General features: G+C 34.7%; 18 protein-coding genes. All 18 read left to right on the top strand.

Going from position 1 to position 12,944, the window contains the following annotated elements; genetic code table 11:
* Positions 1-112: 112 nt before the first annotated feature.
* The 18 genes from E4O04_RS09865 to E4O04_RS09780 all read left to right on the top strand — a co-directional run bounded on the left by E4O04_RS09865 (position 113) and on the right by E4O04_RS09780 (position 12,939).
* Positions 113-1,708, top strand: coding sequence for an ATP-binding protein (locus E4O04_RS09865; RefSeq protein ID WP_253707693.1), 1,596 nt, complete (start codon positions 113-115; stop codon positions 1,706-1,708).
* A 74-nt stretch (positions 1,709-1,782) separates the two neighbouring features.
* On the top strand, positions 1,783-3,588 hold the full coding sequence (lepA, locus tag E4O04_RS09860) for a translation elongation factor 4 (protein WP_253707691.1): 1,806 nt from the start codon (positions 1,783-1,785) through the stop codon (positions 3,586-3,588).
* A 258-nt stretch (positions 3,589-3,846) separates the two neighbouring features.
* A complete protein-coding gene (locus E4O04_RS09855) occupies positions 3,847-4,611 on the top strand; it encodes a ParA family protein (protein ID WP_253707689.1) in 765 nt (254 codons plus the stop codon).
* Positions 4,612-4,620: 9 nt separating this feature from the next.
* Positions 4,621-5,043 (top strand): hypothetical protein, encoded by a 423-nt coding sequence (locus tag E4O04_RS09850; RefSeq protein ID WP_253707688.1) that lies wholly within the window; start codon positions 4,621-4,623, stop codon positions 5,041-5,043.
* Positions 5,044-5,055: 12 nt separating this feature from the next.
* Positions 5,056-5,541 carry a hypothetical protein gene (locus E4O04_RS09845; protein ID WP_253707686.1) on the top strand — a complete coding sequence of 162 codons (486 nt, stop codon included), beginning with the start codon at positions 5,056-5,058 and terminating at the stop codon, positions 5,539-5,541.
* Positions 5,538-5,741, top strand: a complete 204-nt coding sequence (locus E4O04_RS09840) for a hypothetical protein (protein WP_253707684.1) — start codon at positions 5,538-5,540, stop codon at positions 5,739-5,741. Before E4O04_RS09845 ends, E4O04_RS09840 begins: the two co-directional genes overlap by 4 nt.
* A gap of 4 nt (positions 5,742-5,745) precedes the next feature.
* Positions 5,746-6,492: a ParB/RepB/Spo0J family partition protein gene (locus E4O04_RS09835; protein WP_253707683.1), complete on the top strand. Its 747-nt coding sequence runs from the start codon at positions 5,746-5,748 to the stop codon at positions 6,490-6,492.
* A gap of 263 nt (positions 6,493-6,755) precedes the next feature.
* Positions 6,756-7,889: a hypothetical protein gene (locus E4O04_RS09830; RefSeq protein WP_253707681.1), complete on the top strand. Its 1,134-nt coding sequence runs from the start codon at positions 6,756-6,758 to the stop codon at positions 7,887-7,889.
* An 83-nt stretch (positions 7,890-7,972) separates the two neighbouring features.
* Positions 7,973-8,362: a hypothetical protein gene (locus E4O04_RS09825; protein ID WP_253707679.1), complete on the top strand. Its 390-nt coding sequence runs from the start codon at positions 7,973-7,975 to the stop codon at positions 8,360-8,362.
* 15 nt (positions 8,363-8,377) lie between these two features.
* Positions 8,378-8,674 carry a hypothetical protein gene (locus E4O04_RS09820; RefSeq protein ID WP_253707677.1) on the top strand — a complete coding sequence of 99 codons (297 nt, stop codon included), beginning with the start codon at positions 8,378-8,380 and terminating at the stop codon, positions 8,672-8,674.
* 154 nt (positions 8,675-8,828) lie between these two features.
* Complete coding sequence (locus tag E4O04_RS09815; protein WP_253707676.1) at positions 8,829-9,047, top strand: hypothetical protein; 219 nt, start codon at positions 8,829-8,831, stop codon at positions 9,045-9,047.
* Between the two features lie 25 nt (positions 9,048-9,072).
* On the top strand, positions 9,073-9,408 hold the full coding sequence (locus tag E4O04_RS09810; RefSeq protein WP_253707674.1) for a hypothetical protein: 336 nt from the start codon (positions 9,073-9,075) through the stop codon (positions 9,406-9,408).
* Positions 9,409-9,424: 16 nt separating this feature from the next.
* Positions 9,425-9,784: a single-stranded DNA-binding protein gene (locus E4O04_RS09805; RefSeq protein ID WP_253707672.1), complete on the top strand. Its 360-nt coding sequence runs from the start codon at positions 9,425-9,427 to the stop codon at positions 9,782-9,784.
* On the top strand, positions 9,777-10,790 hold the full coding sequence (locus E4O04_RS09800) for a DNA-methyltransferase (protein ID WP_253707671.1): 1,014 nt from the start codon (positions 9,777-9,779) through the stop codon (positions 10,788-10,790). Before E4O04_RS09805 ends, E4O04_RS09800 begins: the two co-directional genes overlap by 8 nt.
* 16 nt (positions 10,791-10,806) lie before the next feature.
* The gene (locus E4O04_RS09795) at positions 10,807-11,895 is read left to right on the top strand and encodes a hypothetical protein (protein WP_253707669.1); all 1,089 of its coding nucleotides are present in this window, start codon (positions 10,807-10,809) and stop codon (positions 11,893-11,895) included.
* Positions 11,896-11,904: 9 nt separating this feature from the next.
* Positions 11,905-12,633, top strand: coding sequence for an AAA family ATPase (locus E4O04_RS09790; protein WP_253707667.1), 729 nt, complete (start codon positions 11,905-11,907; stop codon positions 12,631-12,633).
* Positions 12,634-12,771 (top strand): hypothetical protein, encoded by a 138-nt coding sequence (locus E4O04_RS09785; protein ID WP_253707665.1) that lies wholly within the window; start codon positions 12,634-12,636, stop codon positions 12,769-12,771.
* 12 nt (positions 12,772-12,783) lie between these two features.
* The gene (locus E4O04_RS09780) at positions 12,784-12,939 is read left to right on the top strand and encodes a hypothetical protein (protein WP_010691766.1); all 156 of its coding nucleotides are present in this window, start codon (positions 12,784-12,786) and stop codon (positions 12,937-12,939) included.
* Positions 12,940-12,944: the final 5 nt, after the last annotated feature.

The raw sequence follows: 12,944 nt of genomic DNA, 5'->3' as shown, positions 1-12,944 counted from the left end.
CTCTTGTATAATGCCATATTTTCAGTTTTTGTGCAAGTAATGGGTTTTAAAAATCCTAAAAGAAAATATATCCTTAATTGTTAATTTTATTTTTTTATGTTATACTGTTTCTATGAATACAAGAAAAATGCCCATAGGCGTTCAAAGCTTTGATGTTATACGAAAAGAAGGTTTTGTTTATATCGATAAGACTGAACTCATTTGGAAACTGGTAAGTGAGAGCCGTGTTCACTTTTTAAGCCGTCCCCGCCGTTTCGGGAAAAGTCTTTTGCTTTCAACATTAAAAGCCTACTTCCTAGGTCAAAAAGATCTTTTTAAGGGCTTAGCTATCGAAAAACTTGAGGAGGAAGAAAAAGAGAAAAGGGAAGTCTGGCAGGAGTATCCCGTACTTTACTTGGATTTTAACATAGGTATTTACGATACAAAAGAAGGCCTTTTAAACAGACTCAGCTCTTTTTTGCAAGAGTATGAAAAAATATACGGAAGTACGGGGCTTGACTTCCCTGACCGTTTTCAAAACTTGATAAGGACTGCCTATGAAAAAACGGGCAGGCAGGCTGTTATTCTCATCGATGAATACGATAAGCCCCTCCTTCAAACTATGTGGAAGGATGAGTCCTTAAACGAAATCTACCGCACAATACTTAAAGGCTTTTACGGCGTTATCAAAAGTGCGGATCAATATATCCGCTTTGCTTTTTTGACAGGCGTTACAAAGTTCAGCAAGGTAAGCATCTTTAGCGATTTAAACAATCTGCGTGATTTGAGCCTTTTGCACGATTATTCTTCAATCTGTGGAATTTCGCAAGAGGAGCTTGAAGCCGGTTTCCGTCCTGAGATTAAAGCCCTTGCCGAAAAAAACGGCTTGAGCTATGATGAAGCTCTTAGAAAATTAAAACAAAGATATGACGGCTATAAATTTTCCGAAGACGGAAAAAATATGTACAATCCTTTTAGCTTGTTAAATGTTTTTGCCGACGGAAAAATGCGGGACTATTGGTTTGCAACAGGAACTCCGACCTTCTTGGTCGACTACTTAAAAAAAGCTTATTACAATATTCCCGACCTTGACGGAAACGTAAAAATGAACGAAGCCGGTTTAGAGACCTATAGGGCAGAGACCTTAAATCCCTTACCTATTTTGTTTCAATCGGGATATTTGACCATTAAGGACTATAACGATTTTTCCCGCCTTTACCGTTTAGGCTTTCCGAATGACGAGGTGCGTTACGGCTTTTTAGATAATCTTCTGCCGGCCTACACCCCGATAAGAACCGACAAAACGGGATTATCGATTTGGGAATTTTACGAACAAATCGAGGCGGGGGATGTAGACGGTTTTATGCAAAATATGAAGGGAATAATTTCAGGCATTCCCTACGATAACCTAACCGAAAAGGATTTAGCCCTGCGTGAGCAAAACTATCAGACAGCGGTTTATCTTGTATTTGCTCTTATGAACCAATTTGTGCAAACTGAGGTTCATTGTGCAACAGGAAGGGCCGACTGCGTTGTAGAATTCAAAGATAAGGTTTATATCTTCGAGTTTAAGCTCACCTCAAACGGAACGCCGGAAGATGCTTTAAAGCAAATAAAAGAGAAAAACTATTCCGGCAAGTACTCCGGAAGCGGTAAAAAAATAATAGCAATCGGCTCAAGTTTTGATGAAGAAAAAAGGACAATCAAGGATTGGGTAATTGACAAGTAACATTTCTATGGTGTATTGACACAAGTGAAATTCGAAAATTGACACAATCGCTTTTTTTCATTATAATACACCTTATGTTAAATCCTGAAAATATACGCAATTTTTGTATTGTAGCTCACATAGACCACGGTAAGTCGACCCTGTCAGATAGGCTCATTGAAAAGACTAAAATAATAGATGAGCGTTATCATCGCAATCAGATGACCGACGATATGGACATAGAAAGAGAGCGGGGTATTACCATAAAAAGCCACGCAGTCCGCATTCCTTACACGGCTAAGGACGGTAAAAACTATGTTTTAAACTTTGTAGATACTCCCGGTCACGTAGACTTTTCATATGAGGTTTCGCGTGCAATTGCCTCTTGCGAGGGGGCTATCTTAATAGTGGATGCCACTCAGGGCGTTGAGTCCCAAACTCTTTCCAATATGTATCTTGCCCTTGAACACGACTTGGAAATTCTCCCCGTCATAAACAAGATAGATCTGCCTGCAGCCGATGTGGACGCCGCAAAGCATCAGATAGACCACGATCTTGGGCTTGATTCCGATGTGGCTGTGGCCGTTTCTGCAAAAACTGGCGAAAATATCGATGCTCTTTTTGAGTCTATAGTAACGACCTTTCCGCCTCCCAAGGGTTCAAAGGAAAATCCCTTGCAAGCCCTTATCTTCGATTGTCACTATGACCCTTATCGGGGTGTTGTAGTCCACGTGCGTGTTTTTGAAGGAATGATAAAACCGGGAATGACCATCCGCTTTATGAATACGGGAGGCGAGTACAAGGTAGAAGAAACAGGAACCTTTGTCCTCGACCTTGTCAAACAGGATTCCTTGCAGGCAGGAGAGGTAGGCTATATAATTGCAGGTATTAAAACCGTTTCCGATGTAGGAGTAGGAGACACCATTACCGATGCTGCCGCTCCCTGTAAAACTCCCTTATCCGGCTTTAAAGAGGTAAAGCCTGTAGTTTTTTCTTCAGTTTATCCCACGGATACAAACGACTACGAGGAGCTCCGCGAGTCCTTTGAAAAATTAAAACTGAACGATGCAAGCTTAACCTGGGAAAAGGATTCATCCCTTGCCCTCGGTCACGGCTTTAGGTGCGGTTTTTTGGGCCTCCTCCATCTTGAAATCGTACAGGAGAGGTTGGAAAGAGAATTCGATCAAGCCGTTATTTTTACGGCCCCCTCGGTACGGTATAAACTGACGATGCGCACGGGAGAAGAAATTATTTGCGACAACCCTGCCGATTATCCCGATGAGGGGCTTATCGCTTCGGCTGAAGAGCCCTATATAAAAGCAACGGTTATAACTCCTTCCACCTATCTTGGAAACGTTATGTCGCTTTGTATGGAAAAGAGGGGAGTGCAGACCAATATGACCTACTTGGATGAAAAACGGGTTGAGATGACCTATGAGATGCCCTTGGCCGAGGTCTTATTCGATTTTTATGACAGGCTTAAAAGCATAAGCCGTGGCTATGCCTCCTTTGACTACGAGGTTATAGGAACTAGGCCGACAGATTTGGCTAAGATAGATATTTTGATCAACGGAAAACCTGTTGACGCTCTAGCCCAGCTTGCCTATAAGCCTAGTGCCTACGACAAGGCTCGTCTTGTCTGTGAAAAGCTTAAAGACGAAATACCGCGCCAGCAGTTTAAGATCCCGATTCAGGGCGCTATCGGCAGCCAGATAATAGCGAGGGAAACAATTTCAGCCCTGCGAAAAGACGTTTTAGCCAAATGCTACGGAGGCGATATTACCCGAAAGCGAAAACTCCTCGAAAAGCAAAAGGAAGGAAAAAAGCGCATGAAGATGATAGGCGACGTCGAACTTCCGCAGTCCGCCTTCCTGGCTGTATTGAAGACAAAGGAAGATTAAGCTTATTAGGGGAGGAAAGACACTTTTTTCGGATAAAAGTTTTCCTTTCCCCTAACTCTATATCAGATATAAAATTATAAAACCATCAAAATAAAAACTCCACAAAAGTAGAAAAAACAGTTGAAAAAAACTCTCATTAGAAAAACCATCCAAAAAAGGTTCTTGGGTTACTTTTTTGGCCGGTTTTCGGCTGAAGCGGCACGTAGGACAACCCAAGAGACGTTCTGCGTGCCCTTTCTTTATTTATGGAGTTTTTTTGTGGTAGTAGTAACATTTTCCAGCCTTAAAGGCGGAACAGGGAAGTCATCGGTTGCAATTATAGTATCGATGGCTTTAAAAGCAGCTGGAAAGCGAGTATTGACAATAGACATGGACATTAATAATTCAATGTCATTCTATTTTTTAGAAGATGGTAATGAAAGTGAAAGAAAAAACATCGCCTATGCTTTGCAAGGTGAATCTCTTCTTGATTTTACCATCCATACAAACAAAGGTGTTGATATAATCCCCTCCAGTCTTAGACTTGTAGACTTGAGAGCTATGTCTGTAAATGTCTTGAAAAGACTTATCCCAAGCCTTGAAAATTCCTATGATGTAGTAACTATTGACACGGCACCAACTTACGACAACATCGTACTGAATGCTGTGAACGCTTCCGATTATGTTATAACACCGATAAATTACTCTCAGTTTGATTTTAACTCTTCAATTTTTTTAGGGCAAAAGCTCAGAATGGAAACGGACCATTTTGATAAATGGTTCTTGTTTTTTAACGGCCATGAAAGCCGTTATGATGAAAATCCTGAAAGTTTACAAAACCAGTATAAAGAACTTTTTAAACAAAATGAAACTTTCGGAACAAAAGTATTAGATATTACATTCCCATTCACTAGAAACATAAGGAAATTCGCCGATGCCGGCGAAATAATTCAAAACAAAGGACAGACTCTAAAACTTCATAAATCCGTATGTGATTTATGTTCCGTCATTATGGACGAAGAAATTCGTCCTGAAAAATTTTAGGGGTAAATTATGACACTATATGAAAAACTATACAAATCCTTAAAAGAAGAGTTTGCAAAAGATTCACTTAAACCGATTTCTAAACAGGCAAAAAAGCTGCTTGAAAAAATTATAGCAAATCAAGAATTGTACCCGGTTGCAGTGAAGATAAACAAAGCTAAAAACACAATGACTATTCGGTATGATAGTAGCATGCCTTCAAGCTTCCCTGAGTTTGTTCTCCTTGTAAAAGAATTTTCATATGGTAAAGAATATTATCCTATTCAAGAGATTTATTTTAATGACCAAGGAATTATCGGAAACGTTGAGCTGGTACCGATCGGATATAGTTTTATCATGGGCAGCAAAAAGCAAAAACAGAGTACCGCACACTGCCGACTGATGATTGAACATATCAATAGAAAAAAATTAGCCTCAAGTGAGGCTAATTAAAGGAGAAAGAAAATGAAATTTACTGCCATAGATATTATTGAAATTATAGGTCTGTCAACTATATCTTTTGTCTCTTTTAACATTATCCGTGACACGTTTAAAGAAGCCGAGCATTCTATTGGAGATTATATTATTAAAGGGGCTGCAGTAAGTATAGTAATTGTTCTTTTGCTAATAAAGATTATTCATATTTATAACGACGGAATATTAAAAAATAAAGAAGATAGTCAATATGTACAAAAAATATCATATTCCATATCTTCAAAAGAAATAGTTAGAGAAAAAGATAAAATAACATACAATCTTAATTTTGAAATAAAGAGTTCTGCAGATATTAAAAATCATACTATTTATATCACAAAAGAAGAGTATGATTTATTGAAAGAGGGAGACATTCTTCCTTGTTTGTATAACACAGAAACAAAATCAATAAAACTTGATGAAAAAGAGTTTGCTAAACTTATTAAATCCTTAAAAGATAAGGAGAACTCTCAATGAAAAACTATACATCAATACAGCATAATCATAGGCATAAGATGATTGAAAGAGATTTTATTGAATCTGCAATAGTAAATACACCGGAACTTTCGTATAAATATCAAATTTATATATTAAAAAATGGGTATACGGTAAAGAAACATTATAGAAAAACTTTATCGGCGGCATATAAAGTTCAAAATAAAAATATAGGAGAATAAAAAAATGGCAAAATTAACGGCATTAAGCAACATGGGCAAAGCCTCTATAGCTAATTCAGGAGCAAGTGAACTATCTGTTATGGTTCCAATAGATACCATAAATTTAAAAGACGAATTTAAAAATCTGTTTCCGTTAAATGGAAATATGGTAGATACAATTACAGAAAATATATTATCCGATACTTACGATAAAAGCCAACCTATTCATGTATGGAAAGAAGGGATGGTTTTAGTCGATGGTCATCATAGACTTGCTGCTGCAAAAAAGGCAGGATTAAAAGAAATACCCGTATTCTATCATTATTTTAAAGATTTGGAAGAAGCTCTAGCCTATGCTATTAAACTTCAAACCGATAGAAGAAATCTATCGGATGGAGAGCTTTTAAAAATATTACAGACTCTTGATCAAATAAAACAGGCAGGAAGGATAGCCTTAGATTCCAACGAAAAGGCTTCCGGTAAATCCGCCGAAATCACAGCTAAAAAAATAGGAGTTTCAAGATCTAAAGTTGAAAAGGTTAGAACAATTCAAAATAAAGCTTCGGAAGAAATTAAAAAGGCTGTTGAAGATGGAGAGATGTCTATCAATGCAGCTTATAATGCCGTTCAAAATACATCAAAAGAAAATGAAGTTTCTATAATCGTGGAGTCCTATACTTGTGAATTGGAAGTGAGTAAAAAACAAGTCAAACGGCTTGAAGCTTTTTTCAAAAAAGAAAATATAAAATATTTTTTAGTAAAGAAGCTTTAAAATATATTAGCGACTGGAGGAAGATATGTTTTTTATTTTTTTATTTATTTCTATTATTTTACTGACGTTATCTATTATTTTAAAGATTTTTAAAATAGGAGAATATTTTGGACGATCTCGTCAGGATTATTTGATTGTTTTATATGTAATTCTTTTTTTTGTTACTTTGACAATCATAATAACGCTAAAATAGGGTTTCAAACAAGAAAACATAAAATATTCTTTAGAAAAGAAAGTTTAAAATATATTAGGGGAAAATAAAAATGAAAGAACTTATAGTCAATAATTTTGCAGGTATTAAAAAAAACAAATTTGAAATATCACATCTTACAATCTTTCAAGGTTATGGCTCAAGAGAAATTTTACGTCTCATTGCAGCTTTAGAGTGGATTGAAAAAAATATGTTTATGATAAATTTGGAATTATCTGAATTTTTTAATAAAAAAACAAAAGAAAATATATTTTCGAAAAATATCCAAGATGTTTTGAGTTTTCAAAATATTCATAATTTTATTTCAACAAAAACTAAAATTGTGTATAAAACAGATTTTACTATTTTTACTCTTTATGGAAATAATTGTAATATAAAAAAAGTAAAAAACTCACCTAAAATATATTTAAGGCCTAAAATCCATCATATTCCTGAAGGAAGAGAATTTGTATACTACATATTGCAATTGCATAAAGTTAGAGGAATTCAATCGGTATTATATGAATTTTATTCTTCTGCAATTGAAGTATATAGAACTCTTAAAAACACAAATATGTGTTTTACATTAAATGATGATGTATTCAATGTTTATCTTAAAGATTTAGAAGAAATATTAAAAATTAATGTAAAGACAAAAGATTATCCATCAGGACAAAGTCTTGATTATTTTGAAGATGGGATAAAATCTATAGTTCTTATTATCATGTTTTTTGAAGCATCCGGAAAAATAAGTTCAAGAGATAACTTATCTTCAATGGATTTTAAAAATAAAATAAATAATAAATTTTTAAATTTTTTAGCAAAAGAAAATTTTACTAAACAAGAGATTGAAAAATATATAAATTCTTCAAAATTACTATCGAATGGATTAAAAAAATTTTTATTTGAAAATAAAATAATACATAAAACTCCTTCAAAAAATATAACTGAAAATATAAATTTAGATTATAAAATACGAAAGATATTTGAAGGCTATTACACAGAATATTATCAATATATTATTGAGTCAATTGATTCCAATATACAAAAGAAATTTCAAGAATCTTTTTTTAGTCATCTAATGAATAAATTAAATAATAATGATTATTTGATAATATCTACGATAGATAATTTTATCTACAAAAAATATATAAAAAACAAAAAAAATATTTTTGATTATAGAATCTATTTTGTGGAAAGAAAATAATATCGGAATCATTGGAGAAATAGAACTTAATTTTATTGATGAAAAATTATTACTTGATTTTGAACAAAAGGAGAAGATGAAAAATGAAAAAGATTGATTATTGGGATTTAGCCGACAGTGAGCGTTTATATTATACAAGCGTAAATGAAGCAGTTGAGGGAATTTTAAAAAAAATCCAAAAAGAAGAAAGAGAAATACCGAAAGTCTTAACATTAACAGGTTTTGCAAAAATGGAGCCTGATGTAAAAGGTGAGGCAACTTGTATTTTAGATGATTTTCTACAATCTTTGGATTGTAATTTTAATTATTTCGATGACGTTGCTACAGAACCCACAGAAAGAATGAAAAAGGCAGCAGAAAAGTTTGTAAGGGAAGTATTAAAAGATTATGAAGTTTCTAATTGCGAGCTTGCTTGTACAAAAGAAGTGAATATCAAACTATGGATTAAAAGACATCCTGATTGGGATAAATAAAAGGAGATATAGTTTATGGAATTTGATAAGTCAAGAGTATATACGGCGGTAAATGCCGATGAGTTGAAGATTGGGAGTAAGTGCATTTTTGCAGATACGGTAAAAGGCTTGCGAAGAAAAGTAGAAGAAGACGCTGATTGTGTTGAAACATTTTACAGACTACATAACACCGGTGCTGATAACTTGTTCGTAGGTAATAATTATGCGTATTGTTACGCCTATCTCATCGAATCGCCCAACGAACCGAAGTACAAGCCGTTTGAAAGCGTGAAAAAGCGACGGAAGCAATTAAAAAACACGGCGGGTGGATAAAATGTAGAAAAAGCTCTCTTGCTTTTTTTATAGTTGCGTATGATGAAAAATCAATTCGCACTTACATTAGTGGACTGACTGGCGGATTAAATACGGAAGATCTTTATAACAGATATGTCTTTGCCGACGACGGTAGCCCTTGCGGGGAATTGTAATGACCTACTTATCTGTATGCAGCGGTATAGAAGCTGCAACAGTTGCATGGAAGCCGTTAGGCTTTAAGCCTGTAGGTTTTGCAGAAATAGAACCGTTCCCGTGTGAACTGTTAAAGCAAAAACCCAAGTCAAAGAATTCTTTGACGGTAAAACGGGCGATCCTATGGATATTCCGTTTTAATAGTTTTGATAAACTTATCGAAGGAGAAATTCAATAAATATAAAAGATAAGGAGTGAACAAAATGAAACAAACATTTCCGGTAGTTTTTAATGAAAAAACATTAAAAGAATTAAAAAACAAAATGTACATTGGAGTCGGAGGAGACAGTACAGAATATATTGTAGGAGAAACAATATTAAATGCTGATAGTCCTACCGAACAGGCAACATGGTATAGGGCCGCAAGAGTAAGCCTTATAGACGAGTTTGAAAATCTCTGTGACTTTCTGATAGCAGGAGAAACAGATAAAGCAGTAAGTCTTGCATATTCGATCAAAGAGTATCTAATTGAAGCAGACTCTACTTGCCATGAAACAGTTAAACGTTTTAAGGCAAAACTTGAAGAAATGACAGAATAAAATTAAGGAGAGAAAAATGAAAACATTAAATTCGGTAATCATTGAAGGAAACATGGTTAGGGAACCTGTTTTTAAAATTACATCAAATGGAACGGCTACATGTAATTTTTCCATAGCTGCAAATAGGAGTTACAAAAAAGGTGATGAGTTTATGCAAGAAACATCCTATTTTGATGTAGAAACATGGGCACATCTTGCAAAGTTATGTGATGAAAACGGAGCCAAGGGTAGATGTGTGCGTGTTGTAGGTAGACTTAAACAAGATAGATGGACTGATTTAGAGGGTAAAAAATGCAGCAAGGTAAAAATAATTGCTGAACATGTAGAGTTTAAACCTATTCCTGAAAAGGATAATAAAGGAATGAATTATGATTAACAATCTTTTAATAGGCGATTGTAGAAATATACTTCCCTCTCTTCCTGATAAGCTCGTTCAATGCGTAGTTACAAGCCCTCCTTATTTTAACTTACGGGATTATGGAGTAGAAGGTCAAATAGGATTAGAGGACTCAGTAGAGGATTATGTTAATTCCTTAGTCAATGTATTCCGTGAAGTAAAGCGGATATTAAAAGATGACGGTACCTTATGGCTTAATCTCGGAGATAGTTATGCAGGAAGCGGCAAGAATAGGAACGCAAAAGGCATAGACTATGGACTTAAAGAAGAATATGAAGATGCACACCATAAAGGAAGACGACAAGGCCTAATTAAAAAAACACCTCTTTCCGGGAAACTCAAACCTAAAGATTTGATAGGAGTCCCTTGGAGAGTTGCCTTTGCTCTGCAGGATGACGGCCGGTATTTAAGACAGGATATTATTTGGAATAAACCTAATGTCATGCCGGAAGCAGTAAAAGACAGATGCACAAAAAGTCATGAGTATATTTTTCTTTTATCAAAAAACAAAAACTATTATTTTGATAATGAAGCCATTAAAGAAGAAGCTAGTACTTTTGAAAATCGGCCGCATGGAATTGTACGGAACAGAATATATGAGTACGACAGTAAATTAAACGCTATGAATCCTAAATATAATATGAGACGTGATGATAAAAGGGATGCTATAAAATCCTCTCATCCTCAAAAAAGACTTAATCGAAAGGACAGCAGTTATGATATAACAAAACGCAATAAAAGAGATGTATGGACTGTCAACACTAGACCATATACAGAAGCTCATTTTGCGGCTTTCCCTCCGGCTTTGATACAACCTTGTATTTTAGCTGGAAGCCATGAAGGATATATAATCCTTGATCCGTTTTTTGGTTCAGGTACTGTGGCAGAAGTAGCGGCTTTATTTAACAGGAACTGGATAGGAATAGACATAAATGAAGAATACGCCCCTCTGTATAAAAAGAGGCTGGGTCTCTTTGCTTCATAAAGTGAGGAATGAATAAATGAAACAGCAAGCTATTTTTAATCTATTAAAAAACACCTTCGGACAAAACAATCTCCTTACCGTACCGACTCTTCTTGTTAAAAAGCTAAAAGGAGACCATTGTGCCGCTCTTTTTTTAGGTCAACTCATATATTGGACAGGGAAAGGAGCTAATCCTGATGGATGGATTTATAAAACCTATCAGGAATGGGAAGAAGAACTTTTTATAAAAAAAGATAAGGCTATGGCCATTAAAAAGAAGCTTGAAGAACTTAATTTGATTACTACTATGGTAAAAAAAATAGGAAATACGCCAATATTGCATTATAAAGTCAATCAGGAAACTTTAATAGAGTTCTTGCTTGAGACTTGCGAAAAAGAAGGAGATGACAAACCCGAAGATAAAGAGATTGATACACCTTCTGATAATGAAGAAAAGCCTAAATCTGATAAAGAACCTTCTGATGATACTTCTTATAATCAGGACGAAATAGAAGAAAAAACCAATGGCAAAAGTGGTAATTTCAGAAAGTCGGAAATTCCGAAAGTGGGGAAAACCCACTTTCCAAAGTGGGAAATTCCCACTTTCCAAGAAAGTGGTCAAAACCCACTTTCTATTAGTAACATAAACTACATCATAAATTACATACATAAACTACTCTCTCTACCCGAAAAACTTGAATTTACAGTTCAAGAATTAATTTCAGGAAAAAATGAGAGAGAGAAGGAGTTTTTAATTATTACAAAAAAAATTCATGAAGTCTTTTTGTCTTGCAATATCAAACCGAATACAAAGTTTAAAGACTTTTTAGAATCGGATTTTATTACAGGTATTACAATGCTTTATGATCAAAAAATTTATGTGAGTTTAGAAACTCTATTAAGTTCTTGTGAAAACTATGCAAAAGTTCTGGCTTTAAAGCGTGAAGGAGCGACTTGGTGGAAGGCCGTCTTACCTTTTGACAGATTCTGCCAAAATAAAATAATATCAAAGTTTTTACCTGAAAATTTTAATCTTGAAGATTTTATTTCGGAAAAAGAAAGGTCTAAAAAAACTAAAGATTATAATAACAGCTGGGTAAAAAGCTTTGAAACAATACCGTTTTAGGAGGGGTAAATGACAGGAGAAATGTTAGCTAAAAAAATTATGAGTAAAATGACGGTAAAAAAAATTATTTATTGTCCTAGTCATGGGAATGTAGAAGTTGATGTTTTTAAGGGAGAAGCTGATGATAAAGCCGTTTGTCCTTATTGTGAAAGGATAAATGAAGCCAGTCGGACAGCTGCTATCGAAAAGATGAGAAAGTTAGAAGTAATGGGGTTATACGAAGAACACTATGAAGCTACTCTTGATAACTTTTTTCCTCCTACAAATAAAGCAAAAGCTCATCTTGAAGCTATTAAAGGATTTGCAAAAAAACCGGGAAGAAAATGCTTGGTATTTTACGGCAACAGCGGCACGGGAAAATCGAAGCTTTTAAGTGCCTTGGTAAAAGAATTAGGCGGTAAGTATACAACTTACGAATGGCTTAATTTAAGAATAAAGTCAAGTTATTCTCCAAAAGCTAAATATTCCGAAGAAGAAATATTTAAAGAACTATGTACAATTCCTTTTTTAGCCATTGATGAAATAGAAAAAGGGCCTGATAAAGACAGAATAGAACATCTATCTTTTATTATCAGAGAAAGATATGAGCGTCATAAACCCTTAGCGTTGGCAGGGAATTTTACATGGAGCTGGCTTAAGGAGACGTTTGACGGATCAATAATAAACAGGTGGCAATGTGCCGGTCAAAGTTTTGAATTTGACTGGGATAGCTATAGACCAAATTTAAGGAGTGAATAAATGAAAAATGAAGATGAAAGACCTAGGCAAAAAGATAGCTTATGTAAAGCTATCACACAAAAAAGTGCCGGTGTCTGCAGAGCTGAAAAAAATGATCGTCGACTTTTACGCGGACATGTAACACAGTTGATAAAATAAGGAGAGAGAAAAATGAAGTATGACATGATGAATATTATAAAATCGACAGATAAGTTTTTTAAAAAACTTTCAAATCTTTTATTGATTTTTTTAATTAGAATCATTGAATCGGCATTAGGATGCTTACTGGCATTTATTTTATTATCACATCTTATAAAGGGAGTGTAAGAAAG

It is taken from the genome of Treponema sp. OMZ 799 (assembly GCF_024181365.1).
Taxonomy (GTDB): domain Bacteria; phylum Spirochaetota; class Spirochaetia; order Treponematales; family Treponemataceae; genus Treponema_B.
Note: the sequence above shows the minus strand (reverse complement) of the source record. Positions and strands in the feature narration are given on the sequence as shown.